This is a genomic window from Sulfuriroseicoccus oceanibius (genome assembly GCF_010681825.2).
GTDB lineage: Bacteria > Verrucomicrobiota > Verrucomicrobiia > Verrucomicrobiales > SLCJ01 > Sulfuriroseicoccus > Sulfuriroseicoccus oceanibius.
Map to the genome: position 1 here is coordinate 2,472,074 of NZ_CP066776.1, position 17,535 is coordinate 2,489,608.

19 protein-coding genes, 1 tRNA gene and 1 other RNA gene are annotated in these 17,535 nt (G+C 57.2%); 17 read left to right on the forward strand and 4 right to left on the reverse strand.

The annotated features are described in order from the left end of the window. Window positions 1-72: 72 nt before the first annotated feature. Both G3M56_RS09965 and G3M56_RS09970 read right to left on the reverse strand, forming a co-directional pair. Window positions 73-2,826, reverse strand: coding sequence for a protein kinase domain-containing protein (locus tag G3M56_RS09965; RefSeq protein ID WP_235203376.1), 2,754 nt, complete (start codon window positions 2,824-2,826; stop codon window positions 73-75). 69 nt (window positions 2,827-2,895) lie between these two features. After that, window positions 2,896-3,573, reverse strand: a complete 678-nt coding sequence (locus G3M56_RS09970; protein ID WP_164362381.1) for a sigma-70 family RNA polymerase sigma factor — start codon at window positions 3,571-3,573, stop codon at window positions 2,896-2,898. 254 nt (window positions 3,574-3,827) lie between these two features. Here G3M56_RS09970 and ssrA point away from each other — a divergent pair. The 17 genes from ssrA (at window position 3,828) to G3M56_RS10055 (ending at window position 16,525) form a co-directional block, all read left to right on the forward strand. Then, window positions 3,828-4,182: a transfer-messenger RNA gene (ssrA, locus tag G3M56_RS09975) on the forward strand. A 947-nt stretch (window positions 4,183-5,129) separates the two neighbouring features. Beyond that, a complete protein-coding gene (locus G3M56_RS09980; protein WP_164362379.1) occupies window positions 5,130-5,867 on the forward strand; it encodes a hypothetical protein in 738 nt (245 codons plus the stop codon). A gap of 575 nt (window positions 5,868-6,442) precedes the next feature. Then, complete coding sequence (locus G3M56_RS09985; RefSeq protein ID WP_164362376.1) at window positions 6,443-7,630, forward strand: tyrosine-type recombinase/integrase; 1,188 nt, start codon at window positions 6,443-6,445, stop codon at window positions 7,628-7,630. A 34-nt stretch (window positions 7,631-7,664) separates the two neighbouring features. Continuing rightward, window positions 7,665-8,435, forward strand: a complete 771-nt coding sequence (locus G3M56_RS09990) for a hypothetical protein (protein WP_235203377.1) — start codon at window positions 7,665-7,667, stop codon at window positions 8,433-8,435. Between the two features lie 146 nt (window positions 8,436-8,581). Further along, window positions 8,582-8,818 carry a helix-turn-helix domain-containing protein gene (locus G3M56_RS09995; protein WP_164362372.1) on the forward strand — a complete coding sequence of 79 codons (237 nt, stop codon included), beginning with the start codon at window positions 8,582-8,584 and terminating at the stop codon, window positions 8,816-8,818. A gap of 43 nt (window positions 8,819-8,861) precedes the next feature. Then, window positions 8,862-9,296 (forward strand): hypothetical protein, encoded by a 435-nt coding sequence (locus tag G3M56_RS10000; protein ID WP_164362370.1) that lies wholly within the window; start codon window positions 8,862-8,864, stop codon window positions 9,294-9,296. Window positions 9,297-9,360: 64 nt separating this feature from the next. Then, on the forward strand, window positions 9,361-9,537 hold the full coding sequence (locus tag G3M56_RS10005) for a MerR family transcriptional regulator (RefSeq protein ID WP_164362368.1): 177 nt from the start codon (window positions 9,361-9,363) through the stop codon (window positions 9,535-9,537). Window positions 9,538-9,661: 124 nt separating this feature from the next. Beyond that, a complete protein-coding gene (locus G3M56_RS10010; protein WP_164362365.1) occupies window positions 9,662-11,146 on the forward strand; it encodes a DNA primase family protein in 1,485 nt (494 codons plus the stop codon). 68 nt (window positions 11,147-11,214) lie between these two features. Beyond that, window positions 11,215-12,186, forward strand: a complete 972-nt coding sequence (locus G3M56_RS10015) for a small VCP/p97-interacting protein (RefSeq protein WP_164362363.1) — start codon at window positions 11,215-11,217, stop codon at window positions 12,184-12,186. Between the two features lie 655 nt (window positions 12,187-12,841). Beyond that, window positions 12,842-13,711, forward strand: coding sequence for a hypothetical protein (locus tag G3M56_RS10020; protein ID WP_235203378.1), 870 nt, complete (start codon window positions 12,842-12,844; stop codon window positions 13,709-13,711). A 5-nt stretch (window positions 13,712-13,716) separates the two neighbouring features. Continuing rightward, a complete protein-coding gene (locus G3M56_RS10025) occupies window positions 13,717-13,929 on the forward strand; it encodes a hypothetical protein (protein ID WP_164362359.1) in 213 nt (70 codons plus the stop codon). After that, window positions 13,926-14,327: a hypothetical protein gene (locus G3M56_RS10030; RefSeq protein WP_164362357.1), complete on the forward strand. Its 402-nt coding sequence runs from the start codon at window positions 13,926-13,928 to the stop codon at window positions 14,325-14,327. The genes G3M56_RS10025 and G3M56_RS10030 overlap by 4 nt, the downstream gene beginning before the upstream one ends. Before the next feature lie 197 nt (window positions 14,328-14,524). Further along, entirely contained in the window at window positions 14,525-14,974 is a 450-nt protein-coding gene (locus G3M56_RS10035) for a hypothetical protein (RefSeq protein ID WP_164362355.1), read from the forward strand. A 331-nt stretch (window positions 14,975-15,305) separates the two neighbouring features. Continuing rightward, on the forward strand, window positions 15,306-15,932 hold the full coding sequence (locus G3M56_RS10040) for a hypothetical protein (protein ID WP_164362353.1): 627 nt from the start codon (window positions 15,306-15,308) through the stop codon (window positions 15,930-15,932). Next, on the forward strand, window positions 15,929-16,180 hold the full coding sequence (locus tag G3M56_RS10045; RefSeq protein ID WP_235203379.1) for a hypothetical protein: 252 nt from the start codon (window positions 15,929-15,931) through the stop codon (window positions 16,178-16,180). The genes G3M56_RS10040 and G3M56_RS10045 overlap by 4 nt, the downstream gene beginning before the upstream one ends. Continuing rightward, window positions 16,173-16,325 (forward strand): hypothetical protein, encoded by a 153-nt coding sequence (locus G3M56_RS10050; RefSeq protein WP_164362349.1) that lies wholly within the window; start codon window positions 16,173-16,175, stop codon window positions 16,323-16,325. Before G3M56_RS10045 ends, G3M56_RS10050 begins: the two co-directional genes overlap by 8 nt. Continuing rightward, complete coding sequence (locus tag G3M56_RS10055) at window positions 16,322-16,525, forward strand: hypothetical protein (protein WP_164362347.1); 204 nt, start codon at window positions 16,322-16,324, stop codon at window positions 16,523-16,525. Before G3M56_RS10050 ends, G3M56_RS10055 begins: the two co-directional genes overlap by 4 nt. A gap of 394 nt (window positions 16,526-16,919) precedes the next feature. On the opposite strand, the gene G3M56_RS10060 is transcribed toward G3M56_RS10055, so the two are convergent. Further along, a tRNA-Ser gene (locus G3M56_RS10060) sits at window positions 16,920-17,007 on the reverse strand. A gap of 49 nt (window positions 17,008-17,056) precedes the next feature. After that, complete coding sequence (locus G3M56_RS10065) at window positions 17,057-17,512, reverse strand: hypothetical protein (protein WP_164362344.1); 456 nt, start codon at window positions 17,510-17,512, stop codon at window positions 17,057-17,059. Window positions 17,513-17,535: the final 23 nt, after the last annotated feature.

Genomic DNA, 17,535 nt, shown 5'->3' on the forward strand with positions numbered 1-17,535 from the left:
AAGTTCGGCAAGTTTGCCTACCAATCCATCGGAATCCAACAGACCGGTGCCCGGGCCCCAACTCGCCTGCGACTACTCCGATGTACGTTCATACATCTCATCGGAGTCGAAATCAAAAATCGAGGTCCCCACATCCGCGCCGGAATCCCTCAGCGGACCACCCAAATCGGTAGCCTCACCGCGCCGCTCACGGCCATTGCCAGCAGGGCCGTCAGCAAATGGGTCAAACGATTCAGCAGGCACCCGGGCGATCACCACCCGGAATCCATACAACCCGTCCCCACGGTAATCCGGACTGAATACATTGCGCATCGAACTCAACAACGTGTCCCGCCGCGCATCGCCCCAGCTCGCCCCACGGCACACCGCATGGTTGGCCATCCGGCCGCCATACGGATCAGACACCCATTCCCACACATTGCCACCCAAATCATACAAGCCCGACTTGCTAGGCGCGTACGATCCCACCGGCGCCGTGAAACGCGCACCGTCCACATATCCATCCAACACGCCAAGCCGCTGCAAAAACGGCGGCGCATCATCATCCGCGTAGTTACCCACCCGGTTCGGCGGCGGGAACTGCCGCCCCCATGGGAACTGCCGCGTATCCACGCCATCAAGCTCCACAGGTTCGCTGTGCGGTGCCTCGTCCAGCCCCACCACCAGACTCCACTCGCGGTCGGTCGGCAGTCGGTACTCGTAGCTGTTGCGGATCAGCCCCTCGGCGCGCTCTTTTCGGGTCAGCCACTCGCAGAACGCTTCAGCATCCTCGCGGCTGGCACGCCCCCACGGATGCGTCGGCCCCTGCTTGAAAAGCGGAGCACGCAGTGCCTCGCGACCAGTTTCCTCCTCAAACCGACGCCAATCCTGCACCCGCGTCTCCCAGATCGACCACATCAAGCCCCCGTTCGGCACAAACTTCATCTCCAGGCTGTTGGTCCAAGGGCGGCTGAACACCACGCCCCGACTCTCCGGCAGGTCCACATTCACCGTCGCCACCTCGTTCGCCTCGATGTCCACCGTCACCGTGCGGGTCTCATACCCGTCGAGATGGAATTCAAACACACGGCTGCCCGGCTTCAAGCGCTCGAGCACCAGCGGCGTCACCCCTGGCAAAATTCGCCCACCCGAATCCGAAACCATCGCCCCTGGCGGAGACGTGATCAAATGCACCCCGCCAAACACACGCTTGCGCACCACCAAATCATACGCCCGCAAAACCTCACCACCGCTCGTCGTCTTCGCGGGCACTTTGTCATTGGCAGCAAAAACATAGTAGTCCTCCTCGCTCATGAACCCGTCGAGAATGCTGTGACGCGTCAACCACTCGGCAAATGGCTTCATCTTGCGCTCGCTGAGCATCACCACATCCACCGACTCCGATCCTCCATCCGGGGCCACCACCTCCACCAGCGTCGACTGCAGCATGTCCGGTCCCAGACCGACAAACTCACGGTACACATCAGTCGTGACCGGAGTGATGCTCACATGCTCGTCCCCAGATGGCGCAAACAACATCCCAAACTCATTGCGCCAAGGAACCCCGGCACGAGGCGGCTGCCATTTGCCCAAGGTCGCCGCGACCACATTCCTCCGACCATCGCGCAAATCCACTTCCACCACCTCGTCGCGATGGTTCGTCTTGCGGAACACAAAAACCTGCGGCCCCACCCCCAAGTCATCCACCGTCTGTGGAGTCGTCGCGATCAACTCGCCATTGTGATAGACCTCCGCCGCTTCCGGTTCGGAGATAAACTTCACCACACTGGTCATCTCCGCCACGTCCGGCATCTCAACTCCCGTGCCCCCACTACCGCCACGACGCGCCGCATCCTCGGCAGAAATCACCGGCTGCCCGTCACGCCAGCCATCGACATCGCCCACGGCATCACCTGCCGATTGCCAGCCAGCCAGAGTCGAAACCAATACCCCGACCAAGGCCACAAACGCCACCATTCCCACCACACCAACCCAACGCACGCGACGCTTGCGCGCATTCACCCGCCGTACCTCACGCCCCTCAGCCACATCGCTCAGCATCTCACCCAGCACCGCCGCCGAATCCAACCGATCATCCAGCACCGGCGCACACGCCTGGCACAGCACATCGTTCAGCGAACGCCACAACGCCCACTGCTCCGCATCGTCAAAATCTTCCGGCAACTCAGGGAAATCCATTCGGTCCCTGCCGCTGCTGATCTCATACAACACCATCCCCAGCGAATACACGTCCGCCGCCGGTGTACCCGGCCCCTCTGGAGGGACAAACCCCATCGTCCCGACAAAACTCCGCCGCCCGACCGGCGCCACCAACCCCACGTCCGCCAACTTGGCCCGGCCATTCACAAAAATCACATTGGCCGGCTTGATGTCACGGTGCGCCAGCCCATGCACGTGCAAATGCTCAAGTGCACCCGCCAGCGTCATCCCAATCTGCAAACACTCCTCCAATGGCAGCCGCCCCGCACGCCGCACATCCGACTGCAACGTCCGCGGCTCGTAGTCGATCGGGTTCACGTCCGCTCCCCGCTCCACATCATCCCCCAGCTCCATTACATAGTAATAGAAGCCATCCTCTGTGTTGCGCCCGACATGCAGAATCGCCACCAACCCCGGGTTCTCACGCGAGCGCTGCTCGTACTGAAGGATCCCGTCAAACTCCCGCTCAAACGTCGCCTCATCGTCGAAGTTCGAGCGATGCACCACTTTGATCGCCCGAAACGCGCCAGTCACCCCCTTGCCCAGCCAAACATCACCATACGACCCCACACCAATCCGTCGCAGGATCTGATAGTCGGGAATGGATGGGGCTGCGGGCTGAGACAAACTCACGTCAGGGTTTAACGAATCAATCGGCGGTTTCTTCTAAAGAAATCTTAAATTTTCACCACCACCCTAGCGGTAGTCGGTATCCAGCTGGCTGATCTCTTTGCGCAAAATCGCCCCCACCCGATGCTTCGCAAGGTACACCTGGGTCACGCTCACTCCGAGTTCACGGGCCACCTTCAGAGTGTCCCATCCCTTGATCACATAGCAATCGTAGATCTGAAACTGCTTCACGCTCACCTTGTTCTTCACCCGCTGCAGCGCTGCCGTCGTCAGGTTCGCCGCCCACTCGTTGTCCCACACTTTCTCCAGCGTGTCCTCCTTCGGATCCGCAAAACGGTCGATCACCGCCGTGCTGCGGTCATCCTCGCCACCATAGCTCATCGCCGTGTCTTTCTTGCGCTTGCGGAACTGATCGCCAATCCGCCAGCGTGTCATGTTCAACAACCACGACTTGAACGACCCCGCATTCGGGTCATACCGGTTCTGCTTCGACTGCTTGGCAATCCCGAGAATTGTCTCCTGCACCACGTCAAATGCCTCGTCGGAGCGCAACCCCGCCTTCAACGCCACCGCGTAGATCAACCGCCAATACGTCTTGTAGAACTCATCCCACGTCCGCTGGTCCTCCCAGTTCTCCAACCGGGCAATCAAGCTCTTGCGAGTCGCCTCATAGCGCTCGTTGATCTCTTTCTCCTCCAAGTCCTCTTTGGAGTCAGCTTTCGCACGTGGATTGTCGTCTGGCATCGTGGGGTCAAATTGACACGATTCTTCGCACCGGCGAAAGCCAATCTTACGCAAGAATTCATAATTTCCAGAATCCGCAGGCTTCCGCTCATTCCAATTGTCGCCACCACCCGGAATTTCCGTCTAATAGCCAGCCCCCCGGCCACTCCATGTCCGCTCACCCCGCATTTTCCACCGCTCCCAGCAATTTTCCCCCTTCCCATCCCAACAATCCATGCGATAATACCCCTGTTCCATCTGTGGATCATTCAGCCGGGGGCGTTCTGGTTTCGACTGATGATTAGACGGGTGGGTTGCATGTCGAGGTTGATCGGCTGGCCTCGTAAAAAGCCGCTCAAAAAAATTAATTGCAGATTCCAACGAATACGCAATGGCTGCTTAATTGACAGTCAACGTCCGCTTGCCAACGCCTGCTAGGTGAGCCGACGACAAATAGCAGGCTGATTTCAACGCCGCGCACTCCGGCTGCGAAATGAGATCTAATGAGTGATCGGGATCAGCAAACCGCCGACCGGATAGCGCATCCCTAAATTCTCCGGACGGCTAAACATGTAGATGCTCACTTTGAAGATCATCAGGACAGGGGTTCGACTCCCCTCGCCTCCACCATCTTCCCGCCCCCCGGGGCACCCACAAAAAGGCCCTCGCCACCAGCGAGGGCCTTTTTGCATCCCCACCGCAGGCCGGGCGACACCCACCTCACGAATCACAGCGTCCCCGTCAAACACGCGCCACATACGTCCGCTTTGAGGAACCGCAGATGACGCCGATTTTCACAGATCAACTTTTTGCTTCACGAGGATCTGAAATTCGCCACCGCGCCCTCCTAATTCACATCCGTCATTCAATACCACTTGAACGGTCAAATTGACTGAATGGCGGAGAGCTTTTTCGTGTGAGGCAAGGCGCGAACCGCGATGCTCGCGGGCTGCCTGAGCTGTAAGCAACAGCAGCATCACTCAACAAAATCCCGTCACGATCACGTCCTTCATCTCTGATCCCACATACTCCTCCCTCGGTTCCGACCAGGTGACCGTTTAAATGGTACAAACCCTGTCGAAAAAACACCCGGGCAGGACTCCCCCCCCCATTTTCGTGGCTTTTTGTGTTCTTCGTGGCCACCTCCACCGGCTTCGCCTGCAATCAAAAGCAGTGATTCTCACTGCACTCCAAGCACCGCCCCACGGCCCACAAGTTTCCCATCCGGGCACCCAACACGGGGAATCCGACATTCCCTGTCGACAGCCATCACCGCAGCGCAGCGCCCCACCGGACCGCCGGATTTCACCCGGCCACCAAACCAAAGGAGCGCAGCGACCTCTCCCCCTAAAACATAAAACCTAACACCTAAAAACCATCCCAACCCACCGCCCCCTCCCGACACGACGACGCACCCTAAGTTAGTGCCATTCACGCCCGCAGTTACCAAAAGGTAAGTTTTTTATAACAGCGGACATGAACAGCCGCGTACATCTTTCCTCACCGGGCTTCCTTAACAAAGAAGCACCACAAAAAAAACTAGACGAGAAAGACATTAGTTATAACTTCCCGCCACAATGCAACATAACATATGGATCCTGGCTATCCTCCTACTCCCCTATTTAGCCAGCGCTGAAATCGAAGTCGCGGATACCAAAGGCCGCAAAATGAACGTAGAGGTACTCTCGTACACCGAGGGCAACAGCAGTACGAGGATCCAGCGCACAGCAGACGGCGCAATCTTCGATGTGAAGCTCTCACTCTTCGACGCCGAATCACAGGCTAAAATCAAGCAAAGCGCGCCCAAGGTCCGGGCGGATCTCAACGCATCCGTCTCGGTCGGTCGGCGCAGGGAGCGTATCGGATCGAGTTCCTATATGAAGCGGCAGACGCTGACGGCAACGGTCAAGGTCGTGAACAAGTCGATGAAAATCAATTTCCTCGACGGCACGGGCACTCTGCTGCTGGTAGCCCGCCAGACCAAACGCTACGCCGATGATGACGCCGACTACGGCAAAATCCTCTCAATTCAGACATTCACCCCGATCATCCACTCAGGAGGCACCTTTGAATGGGACGCCAAACCAGTGGAGACCAAATACGACTCCGACAAAGACAGGAGCAACATTGGAGGTTGGGAATACTACGGCTGGGTGCTGGTCATTCAGGACACAGACGACACCGTGGTTGCCGTCGAAACCAACATCGGAAACCTGCAAAAGGAAACACGTGCCGATCCCTCGATTGGAAAAATCTTCGCCGAGCTCGAAGAGGACGAATTAGTGAAAAAGAATCTGTCGAAGCTCTACGATTAAGACTCCGGCCCAGACTCTTAAGAAGCGACTCACTACAACACTACGATCAATCCCGAGCCCCGTTCATGGATCAACCACCATGAGCGGGGCTTTCTTGTGCAGATTCCTTTACGAGACGTAGACACCAGCGCCTCGCCCTTTAGCGCGCACAAACAATACAGCCAAACTGTCACTGGAAGGCTGAGAAGATCATGATCCCACCGAACCTGGATACAAAAACGCCTGTTAGCTCAAGTGAACCAACAGGCGTTTCAAAATGAATGGCGGAGAGGGTGGGATTGCCCGCTCCTTCGTCGCGGCTTGCTTCGCTGCGCGAAGGATCGAACCGTTCCTTCCAGACCGCGGGCTCGAATCCCACCGAACCATGGATACAAAAACGCCTGTTAGCTCAAGTGAACCAACAGGCGTTCTAAAATCAATGGCGGAGAGGGTGGGATTCGAACCCACGGTACCTTTCGGCACGGCGGTTCTCAAGACTCATGCACACCCTTTAAAAATAAGGGCTGGCGGAGCCGTCTACTCTCAATCTACTATTTTATCTTGCTTGTCTACCAGTTTCGTGCGATTGCGTAGGTATGCGAAACATTGCAACCGTGCAGGAGATCAAACACCCCAAATACACGCATCGCGTTAGATTCCCGAAAGCTGGCGGGAAGTGGGGAACCAAACATTTTGAATCTGCCGAAGACGCAGAGGCGCACGCCGACGAGTTCAACAAGGATCTGATAAAACACGGAGCCGAAGAGGCGAGCATCTCGAAGGCCGACCGCGTAGCCGTCTCCACGTTCTATCGTGAGGTTGCCGAACTGCAAGGTGGATCAGTCAAAGTGAAAGTAGCAACCGCGTTGAACCACTACCTCGAAACACTACGAGCACGCTACAAGTCCGTCCCGTGTTCTGAAGTTGCGAATCAGTTTGTAGACGCGCACGATAGAAAGTGGAGTCATGAACAACGCCGATCCGTACGACCACGCATCAAACGCTTCCTAGATGAATATGGCGATTGGTTCGCGTGTGACGTGTCGCCGGAGATCGTGAGCGAGTTTCTGGACGATTTGACCGCGCGCAGCGGTAAGAACCAAGGGCAACCGATCAGCGACCAAACCAAACTGCATTATTGGCAGGTTGTGCATCAAATGTTTAAGACGGCAATCAAGACGGGAGCCGCTCAGATCAACCCAGCCAACGAGGACAACAAGCCCGGAGTCATGAGCAAAAAGCCGGGAACGCTCAGGCCGCGCGAGGTTGCCGCACTATTGCACGCCGCCGACTCTGATGTTGTCGCAGCCATCGCCATTTCATTCTTCGCCGGAGTCCGCCGGTCGGAGCTAGTTCAACTCGACTGGAAAAACGTCGATCTTGAATACCAGTTTATCGAGATCCCCCGCGAGATCACTAAGACCGCAGAGGGCGAGCGGAATATTCACATCGAGCCGAATCTTATCGAATGGCTTAAACCGCACGCGCAGATCGGCGGGAAGGTAGTATCAAGCCCAGGCCGATACCGCATCGGATTAGCCGACGCAATCGCCAAGGCAGGAATTGAGGAATGGCCGCACAACGCAGGCCGCCACAGCTTCGCCACCTACCACCGCGCACACTTCAAGACGGATGCCAAGACCGCGACACAGCTCGGCCACAGCGATTCGAAGTTGCTCAAAACTCGCTACTCCAAAACCGTGCACCCGAAGATTGCCGCCGAGTATTGGGAGATCCGCCCGACCGCGAAAATTACCCATCTCAGGAAGGGCAAACAGGCCTAACCGCCCAACACCAAATCAACCGCCATCGTCGCCCGTGGATAGCCAATCCTACCAACGATCAGCGCTCGACCTTGTCCAAAGGTATCGAGCGCAGTTCTACGACCAGATCGTAGCCGCGCACCCGCTACTGCCCGTCATGGTCGCGGTTGGGTTATCTGTGCCGCCGGATGTGAGAGCCCGCGCCATGGCCGACCCCGACGCCATTCTCGGCGGTGGGAGATTGCTCATGCTCACCCACGCCGCGAAGATCGAGAGCGACGAAATCACCGGCGACCTTATCGCATTCTGCGCGACGGTTTTCGGGTGTGAATTGGTAAACGCGTTTCGTTGCGCTGAAACACTAGGCGCTGAGTACATCGTCCCCTTTATCGAGAGCACGAGGCGTGAAGGTTTCATTGACGCCCTTTCGGCAATGACAGGAGACGGCAAGCACCCGACCAGCGCGACGATTGAGAAAACGATGGCGGAACTTGCTATTTACTCCCAATTAAGCGACGACCACGCCGCCGAATGTGATCGCCTATGGCTGAAAGGGAGATCGTTACTCGCTCAAGATAACCTGTCCGCGATGGCACTTGATATGATGCTGGCCGACGAGATCAGGAAGGCGGAGCGGAAGATCAAAAAGCGGAAAGGCGTTGGATTATCCGAGAAACTTAGAACGCTATGGCTTCCCGCCGCACTTTGGGCGATGAGCAAAGAGCGAATTGCGCGGACGATTGCCGGAGGCCATGCGCCGAAGGAGGTCGGGAGAGCGATTCAAACCGACCCCGCGTTACAGCGGAGCCATCGCCCACGAGCGTAAGCGCACCCTATGCGCCGCAAATTGAGCACCCGTGATTTTTGTCGCGGGTGTTTTTTTGTGATTTTCTCCCCTTGTTTTTACGTTCGCGAAACGTGGTGCACGCTTGGCGAATAACGGTTTTCGCCAAACTTGGACATGGTCGGGGCATGAAAGTAAACGCATCCACCACCACCCCGACCGAACGCCCTACCCCATCCGTCGCACTCGCGCCCAACGAGTTGATTGATACCGCAGAACTCGCACGCCGCTTGAAGGTAACACGACGGAGTATCGACAACTACCGAGCCCAGGGGCGCATTCCCGCAATCAAGATCGGGCAATGCGTAAGGTTCAATTGGCTTCGAGTGATCGAGGCACTGGAAGGCATTAGCGAGAGCAAATAGCAGGAGGCCGAACCCGATCACAGAATCCAAACCGCCCGAAGATATGAGCCAGCTAACAGACGGCCAGATCGCACGAGTTGCCAAATACACAGGCATCGAACCCGACGCACTCCGCCGACTCGCTCCCCAGATGCTCACCGCAGCAGACCCACAGACCGCGCCACGAGAGCGCGTGAACGTGCCGGTAAATCTTGGCAGCAAATTGTCCGAGCGACTTCACCGCGAAGCGGAGCGGCAACACATGAGCGTTAATCGCGTGATTGAGATGCTTTTGGCTTATGCGCTCAACAAAGTGGAAACCGGCCAAGCTGGAATCGCCGCGCCGATCACAATCGAGATCGACGACGAGACGGCCGCCAACCTGGCATCGCGAGCGAAAGCAGCCGGACGCACAACCGGCGAGCAGCTAAAGGCCGAGGCACTCACGCACGCCGCGACCGCCGGACGCGTACCAGCGCAGTCGAGCGACGGGAAATAACAGGCGGATCGTTCCTAGAAGGTGACCCAAACTCCCCGAGCAGGGTGACAACTCTCGTAAGGATATGAAACAAGAAATCCTGACCCGACCAGAACTTGCCGCCCGTCTCCGAGTGTCCACCAAAACGGTCACGGAATGGACTATCAAAGGCCTGATCCCGTGCCTGAAGGCCGACCGCGCCACGCGCTACGATTGGCGCGAAGTGCAGGACGCACTCAGCACCCGCAACAAGGCGAAATAACCCCGAGCACAAAAAAAAGCCGCTGCCCGGGGACGACGGACAACGACCTAAAAGAGAAGTCTTGGCGGCTTCAATCTAGGCGAGATGTCACCCGCGAGGCAAGGGGCAAAATTCAATCCCTTCCATGCAACAACACCAATATCAACTTGATAGGCAGCTTGAGCCACTAGAGCCACGCAGCCCAGACCTCGCCGCAATTATTGAGGGCGCGGGAAAAGCCAAGCATTACAGCACTGCCGAAGATGCAATCAGCCAACTTATCAAAGACGCTGAATTCGCAGACTTCTGCGAACTGGCGCTTGAATACATCGGTCACAAGCTTCTGAACGCGGAAGGCAAGGTTCGGAAGCCGACAGCGAAAGAGGCCGCCGTCATCATTGCCGAACATTTCAAGAAACACGCCGAGCACGCCGCTGGAGGCCTAGCGCGGATCAATGGATCCGTGCACTACTTCACCGGCAAACATTGGCAACCACTGGAGGCTGAATGCTTGGAATCATCGCTCGGCCAATTCGCTGAGGCTATCGGGCATTGCGTTACCGACTCCAGGTATTACGAATCGCGCCGGAAGCTTGCAGAGCAGCTCCGCACCGTGACCCCGCAGCTACAGCCAACCGGCGGATCAATGGTCAATTTCTCCAACGGCACGCTTGAGCTAAAGCGAGATCGCGAGGTTATGACCAGCCACAGCAAAGCGCACGGATTTACCTACGTTTTGCCGTTCAACTACTCACCGGATGCGGATTGCCCGATCTTCAAGCGCTACCTTGATCGAGCGTTGCCAGATGCGGAAAGCCAGCAACTTGTGAGCGAGTTTTTCGGGTGGATCTTCCTACGAGATTTGAAGCTTGAGAAGATGCTTGTTCTGCTAGGACACGGTCACAACGGGAAGTCCGTCTTGTTTGATATTATGTCCGCAATGCTTGGAGCTGATAACATTTCAAACATCAGCTTCGATTCGCTCAAGAAACCAGAGAGCCGGTTGCCGATGCTTGGCAAGCTTCTCAACTACGGATCCGAGATTGCGGGAAGCGTGCCGCCCGATACGCTAAAAAAAGCATCATCAGGCGAGCCGCTGGAATTCCGCCGGTTATACCAAGACCTTGTGACCAGCAAGGACTACGCTCGACTCGCGTTCAATGCGAACAATCTGCCGAGCCTCACAGAGCAAACGGAAGGCTTTTTCCGCCGCTTCCTGATTGTTCCATTTGAGCAGACGATCACGCCCGAAGAGCGAGATCCTGACCTTGCCCGCAAGATCATCGAATCTGAATTGCCTGGCGTGATGAATTGGGTTCTCAGCGGTATGCGACGAGTCCGCGAGCGGAAAGGATTCAGCCCGTGCGCCAAGTCTGACGAGTGCTTGCGCCGCTACAAGCTGGAGTCCGACAGCGTTGCGCTATTTCTGGACGATGAAGGACTCGCGCCATCAGCCAGCGAGCAGGTGCTGAAAGGCGAGCTTTATCAGGAGTATCGGAACTATTGCGCCGACAACGGTTATCGAGCGTGCGGGAAGCGAGAGTTCGGAGCCCGTTTGACGAAGCAGCACCGGATCTTCGAGCATCGCACCAGCACCGGCCGCTATTGGCTGATCGAGAAGAGCGCCTGAGAAATGACGCAAATGACAGAAATGACGGCTCAAACAATCGGAACAAAATTCTTCCCCCCTTCCTTAAAATGAACTCCCCAACTTTTCCTGAGACATGCGCCCTTGATCCTAACCGGCTCGAAGCGCTTCGCATAGTTGCTGGTAAGGTTATCGCACAATGCCCACAATGCGCCGCTGGAGGGCGCGACACCGCGAAGGATAATCTAGCCATCTTTGAAAGCGGAGCGTTCTATTGCATCACAGGATGCGACGCTAAGGCGATTCACTCGCTAGCAGGCAGAGAATCGGACTGGAAGCCCGACCCTGACGAGAAGCGCCGCTGGCAGAAGGAACAAGCGCAGCGACGAAGGCAGGAGGCCGAGCAGGAGGCACGCGCCAAGGCAGCGCAGGAATACCGCCGCCCGTTGATTGATCGCCACCGATGGACAAGCGGGGAAATCCTGGCAGATAGCCCCGTGAGGCTCGACCGGCCAATGCTGAAGAATTACCCTGACCGTGCAATGCTCGCCGCGTTATTCGCCCCTGACGCTCTGCTATGGACTGGCGAAGTTTACGAGTCGGGAACCGCTCACGCCGCCCGATGGCAGAAGACCAGCGGCCACCATTCAACCGCGCATCGGTGCGGATCCATGACCACGCCCGCAACGTGGAAGGAGGGCACAACAAGCCGCACAAGGGACAACGTCGCAACATCGCCATACACCGTGCTGGACTTCGACGGCTTTGACGGAACCGCACCAACCACCCCCGACGAACTTCGAGCACATCTAGCAGACTCCGCCGCAATCATCCGATGGATGCGCGAAGACTTGCACTGGAGGCTTGCCGCTATTGTCTTTACTGGATCAAAGAGTCTGCACGCTTGGTTTCATACTCCGCCGCAGCAAGCCATTGCTGACCTTCGCTCAATCGCTCCGCAGCTAGGCATCGACGCCGGACTAGTAGGACACCCTGAGCACCCGTGCAGACTACCAGGACACCGACACGAGAAGACCGGCAACACGTCAAGACTACTCTGGCTCGACCACGCCGCCCGATGACCGGAAGAATTTTGTTCCATCATTTCAGCCCGTCATTTTTGTCATTTGTGTCATTAGCTCCGCCGATGAAGCCAAGCCCCCAACAAACACGCGCCGACGACCGGAAGCTCGAACGCATCGAATTCGACATTCAGCAGACCGCAGCAGAACCCCCAGAATCGCCACCACGAGCCGCAGGACTCGCGACGGGCATCAACCGCCAAGCACTCGAGCGGATCGGGCTGAGCCGATTACTCGCGACCACACCGGACGCTTTGAAAGGTTGCACGACTACCAAACCGGAGCCGCCGACCGATGAGCCCGCATTTCATGCATTGCCGATTAGATCGCCGCGACGATGACCACCCAGCGTCGCAGAGGATCCGCAGCCCGATCAATTAGTTTCCGTTTACGGAAATCAAAACGCCCGCCGGAGAGATCCGCGCGGGCATTTTCGTGCATGGATCCGGACACGAGAAAGGCGAGCGCGACGCCCCCAGCTCCCCAGCCGATACGCCGCGCCCGCCCCAACAATCGAGAGAATGGGAGGACTCTCACCCCTGCTCACTTGTCACCGCACATCGCCGGAAGTCCGTGAGGGTGACAAACGGTGCTTCTGTGAAGGCTCCCCACCACACGCGCACGCGGGAGCTCCAATTTTTAACAGCTCCGCAATATGGGATTTCTCGACAGATTCAAGCGCCGCCGCTCTAGCAAGACTCTAGCACCCAAGCACGACCAACCGATCAGCATGGCGGAATTCGACCGCAAGATCGAGGAGATCGAAGAAGCCAAAGCACGCGCAGCAGCACGCGATCAGCAACGCCGCGCCGAGATCACCGACGACTTGCCAATGGCGATGGCGCCGACCACGCCGATCACCACGAGCGCGACCACCGAGGCCACCGCGACAACAAATCAAGCGATGCCACAAACGGCACGCACTACCCAACCCGAACCAAGAACCAATATGCCGACATTCGACACTACACCAGGAACCAGCATCCACGCGTTGAAACAACAAGCCGCCGCCGCACAGAAAGCGGTTGCGGATGCCATGGGGATCAAAGACGCAGCCCAGATCCGTGCCAAGCTGAAGCTTATGCTTGCTAGCGGGAACGTTTACTACCCAGCTTGTGACATTAGCTTTGGATCAGTCTCAAAGAGGCCATCTAGCACGACTATGTTTCGCGTGGTGGAAATCGTTTCGAGCGTGGACGGTAAAAAATATCGTTACCTTGATACCATTCCCGAGCAATCCGTTCGCCGCTTGCTGGAGAAAGAAGGCTTGTCCGCCAAGCGCGAGGTCGTCGAGCCCGAGCCGCTGACGCCAGAGGAAGCGCTGAAAGTGATCGAAGGCAAGGCAGACCCGCAGAAGCCGGTTGAGCAGCCATCGCAAATCGACCTGGCGATTGAAGCCATCAAAAAACGTGAGCTCATCACCCCTCGCACATGGCTTATCGCGCGCGAATTCAAGCCCGCGTCCGTTGTCCCGCGTGATCTTTACGACGTTGGCCGCAAGACCTTCGAAGAGCTCGAATTCTAGCCGATATGATCTTCCCGTACTTAGTAACAGAGGAAACGCTACCGGATCGCGAACCTCGCGTCATTCACATCAGCAACGACCGCCGCGCCGCGATGGACGCTTACGACGACGCATTGAAGGACGATCCCGAAGCCATCGTCTATTTCTACGAGTTGTCCGCACCGTTGAAACGCCGCAAGCCGTCCGCAATTCTCCAATCCAAATATCAAGAACCATGAAACGAATTCCTATTCACGAGCAGCCCGCCCCGATCAAAAACCCGCCGCTGACCGAAGCCGACTTCATCGCGGCCGCCGATGCAGCCCAACAGCACGAAAGCCCCGTCCGCGTAGCAGCGTGGTCTAACGCCGTACTTCTACGCAATAAGCGAGGGATGTGGCGCGAGATCCCGAAAGGCGATTGGGAGGCGCGTATGCGCCTGATGGGGATTCCTTCGCAGCGCTTGCAGGTTCCAGCAACCGACAAAACTCCGCAGGAAGCAAGCGAAGCGATTGCAGCCGGAGCCGATGCCTTATCGGATGATGCGTATCGAAGCGCCACCCAGATCGAATTCGATCGCGTGAAAGCGCTTGGTGTCATTAGCCGCGAAGCCTGGGCGCACATGCCGAAGAGCTAACGACGATCAAGGCTCAGATTGCCAACGTAAAACCTTCAGCCTGACGGGAAACCGCCGGGCTCGAAGTGGTAAGAGAGCGGTTGTTTTATCCCATATCGTTAGCTCTCTAGCTTCCGCCGGACGGTTCACCGAGCGAAGCCCCGCCGCTGGCAATGGTGTTGGCGGCGGGATTCATTTCTCTAACGCCGCCGAGACAGATGCCGATCACTGACCCACTCGCACCAGAGATTACCGTGCCGCTCTCATGCGCTGGAGACGTCGCCGTCTTCGATCACCCCATCGAGCACATCGAGCCCGAGCCCGACCGCGAGCAGATCCAAGCCGACCCTGCCGAAGTGCTTCACGCAATGATTCGCGCAGTTGCGCAGATCGACCTGGACGCAGTCGAAACAATCACACCCGACGACGTGGTGAAGATTCAGCGCAGATTCATCGCATTGCTTTATGTGGTGAGGCCGGACGTTATTCGAGGCGCGACCGTGCGCGATATTGCTGCCGCGTTAGGCATTAGCTTTCAGCCATTCCACCGCCACGTTCGCAAAGTCTCAAAGGCGACCGGACTTCACTACAGGACGGAAAAAACAAGTGGCAACTACCGAACAGCAGCAACCGCAGCGCATAAGCGCAAACGCGCAGGAAAGCCATAGGAGGCCGTTTAACGCGGTTTTATCAATTCGCGGCACTCTATACCAAAACACAATCAAAACGCCATGAGCGACGCGAGAGAGCGCGAGAGAGGGGCAACCCTACCCACCCCCATTGGGACCCCTATAATTTTGAACCTTTCATTCAGGTCGCACCGAAGCTCGGTCAAAATTCGTCAATCTGAGATCGCGCTACTGCGGGATTCATAGCAAGCGATTGCTCCCACAGTCCAGCAGCGTCCCGCAATGGTGACAACGTGAGCACCAATGAAGGCTCGAATTCCACAGAAAGCACGACGCCACGAAGCGGAACGCGAGCGGGACAAATTCCACTATGAAGCAATCACTCGACACAATCGCGGAACGCCTATGCGCCGCCTATGGATTGGAGCAAGGCACTATCGCCAAGAGCACAATCCACCGCTGGAAACAACGGCAGTATCCGATCACGCAACCCGCAGCCCTTCTAATCATCCTGGGCAACCTACAGCGCCAGCCAGAGTGGTTTGAACAAGCCAAGCGCCACCTTCACGCGACCGCAGCGGAGGCAGGATCACCGACCACCCCGCCGCAGGACATCGCCGACGCTATCAATGCGCAACTGGAGAAGCTTCACGCCGAGATGAGCGATGCCACCGACTACGCCACCGCGCGGACGCTGAAGACCAAGACGAGCGCAGCCTATGATTTGTTGAGGCTATCCCGTGCGATGGGTGAGCTAGTGAGCGTTGAGAAAGCTCACGACGCTGGCTTCAGGATGGGAACAATGGTGAAAGCGATGCTTAACCGAATGGTGGACACGTTGCCGCCAATGCTCGCCGGTCTGGACGAGGTGGGAATTGTGAAGGTGCTCAGGCCGTACTTGGATCAAACGTTGCGCGAGTTCCACGAGGCCACCGCGAGAGAGCTCGAAGCATTGAAAGACGAGGCTGAAATTGAAGGCGAAAGGGGCGCCAAATGATGAAGCGAGATAACAAGAATCTATTCGCGCGGGCTGTCGTTCGCGGGATGCAGGATCCTGAGCCGGAGACAATCGAGAAGGCCGCCAAGCTCGCGCTGAGCAAGCTCAGGATCTATGACCTGATCCACGACCAGGAAGCCGAAATGCGCCGCGTGGCTGAAATCTACCGAGACGCGTTCGTAAAGGTGCTGGCTGAGCTCGAAGAAGATTGGATCCGTGAGGATAAGGAGAAAGGACTTCATGAGTAAGCACAAGCCCGGAAAGAAAGCACGCAGGAAGGCGAGAGAGGCCGAGAGACTGCAAGCCATGGCGATGAGTTACACCACCGCCGCCGGAAGCATTGACGCGTTGCTAGACGCCATTGCGCAGCCTCAGCCACACCACGACCGATGAAAGATCCGTTCAAGTGGATTGCCCGACTGTTCGCGACACCGCCGCAACATCACACCGCGCCGGACGCCGCCAACCTGCCGGACGGGATCAGCTATGATGCACGCCGCCGACGTTATCGCGTGCAGCTCGACCACGGCACAGAGCACCGAATCACGCTAGCGGACGCGATGACAGCGAGACGCGAGACGATAGACGGTTGAGCGTGGATCCGCACCGACGATCACACCGACGACGCGACAGGAGCACCGGCACGCGACACGGTGAGCACCGACGACGACGCGGCACACCGATCACACCGGCACACGCGGCACGACCACGACCGGCGGAGATGACCGGCGGAGATGACCGGCGGAGATGAGTAGAATTCGAGCAGACTGTACCAAGCCGACGACGTAGCCGGAGTGGATCCGATGTGGAGAGATCCGCGCCGAAACGATCCCGAAATGCTCGAAAACCGCCCCAAAAAAATCTACTCAGAATCTACTCGAAGGCGTGCGAAATGACGCGCAAACCCTGATAACTCCGTTACAGGCGAAAAAAGAAGCGACCCCCATTTTCAGGGAGTCGCTTTCTTTGTAACTCATTCAAAATGAATGGCGGAGAGGGTGGGATTCGAACCCACGGAGACTTTCGCCTCGGCGGTTTTCAAGACCGCTGCATTCGACCACTCTGCCACCTCTCCGCTTTGTCGGCGAACCGACGAAATCTTTTGCAGTGGCGCGAGTCTGTTTTTAGGAAACAGGCTCGAGGTCTGGATTGCTGTCCTCCACTGTATGACCAATGGCAGCGAGTGCAACCAAAACTGCGTTAATTGCGATGGCAACACCGGACCCGAGGAAGCCTGAGACAACTACCACTTCTTTAGTCTTGTCGTTAACCAGTTCAGGGTTAGTCCACAGCGCATCAGGGAAGATAGCGACCAAGACGTTGAGCGTCCCTGTAAAAAATGCGAATGCACCGACCATCATCCACAGATAGTTGGCGGCGATGCCACTGCGACCTGTGGCTACCAAGCTGATGAGCTGGAAGAACAAAACGGCTCCGAAAGCGACGATAGCGCCGCCGTAGATCTTCTGCCAGAAGCCTTCCTGGAACAAATTGCCCCCGGCGGCCAGAACGTTAAGCATTACGACGAACAACGCCCCGATGGCGAAGACACGACTAAAAGCGGTGGATGGTGCGGACATGGCATGAGCATTAGCCGACTCAT

Coding starts and splice junctions, on each gene's coding strand:
- G3M56_RS09995 (WP_164362372.1), top strand. CDS start 8,582: ATGAAAGTAAACGCATCCACCACCACCCCGACCGAACGCCCTACCCCA.
- G3M56_RS10035 (WP_164362355.1), top strand. CDS start 14,525: ATGCCGATCACTGACCCACTCGCACCAGAGATTACCGTGCCGCTCTCA.
- G3M56_RS09970 (WP_164362381.1), bottom strand. CDS start 3,573: ATGCCAGACGACAATCCACGTGCGAAAGCTGACTCCAAAGAGGACTTG.
- G3M56_RS10030 (WP_164362357.1), top strand. CDS start 13,926: ATGAAACGAATTCCTATTCACGAGCAGCCCGCCCCGATCAAAAACCCG.
- G3M56_RS10055 (WP_164362347.1), top strand. CDS start 16,322: ATGAAAGATCCGTTCAAGTGGATTGCCCGACTGTTCGCGACACCGCCG.
- G3M56_RS10015 (WP_164362363.1), top strand. CDS start 11,215: ATGAACTCCCCAACTTTTCCTGAGACATGCGCCCTTGATCCTAACCGG.
- G3M56_RS10010 (WP_164362365.1), top strand. CDS start 9,662: ATGCAACAACACCAATATCAACTTGATAGGCAGCTTGAGCCACTAGAG.
- G3M56_RS10045 (WP_235203379.1), top strand. CDS start 15,929: ATGATGAAGCGAGATAACAAGAATCTATTCGCGCGGGCTGTCGTTCGC.
- G3M56_RS10040 (WP_164362353.1), top strand. CDS start 15,306: ATGAAGCAATCACTCGACACAATCGCGGAACGCCTATGCGCCGCCTAT.
- G3M56_RS10020 (WP_235203378.1), top strand. CDS start 12,842: ATGGGATTTCTCGACAGATTCAAGCGCCGCCGCTCTAGCAAGACTCTA.
- G3M56_RS10000 (WP_164362370.1), top strand. CDS start 8,862: ATGAGCCAGCTAACAGACGGCCAGATCGCACGAGTTGCCAAATACACA.
- G3M56_RS09985 (WP_164362376.1), top strand. CDS start 6,443: ATGCGAAACATTGCAACCGTGCAGGAGATCAAACACCCCAAATACACG.
- G3M56_RS10005 (WP_164362368.1), top strand. CDS start 9,361: ATGAAACAAGAAATCCTGACCCGACCAGAACTTGCCGCCCGTCTCCGA.
- G3M56_RS10050 (WP_164362349.1), top strand. CDS start 16,173: ATGAGTAAGCACAAGCCCGGAAAGAAAGCACGCAGGAAGGCGAGAGAG.
- G3M56_RS10065 (WP_164362344.1), bottom strand. CDS start 17,512: ATGTCCGCACCATCCACCGCTTTTAGTCGTGTCTTCGCCATCGGGGCG.
- G3M56_RS09980 (WP_164362379.1), top strand. CDS start 5,130: ATGCAACATAACATATGGATCCTGGCTATCCTCCTACTCCCCTATTTA.
- G3M56_RS10025 (WP_164362359.1), top strand. CDS start 13,717: ATGATCTTCCCGTACTTAGTAACAGAGGAAACGCTACCGGATCGCGAA.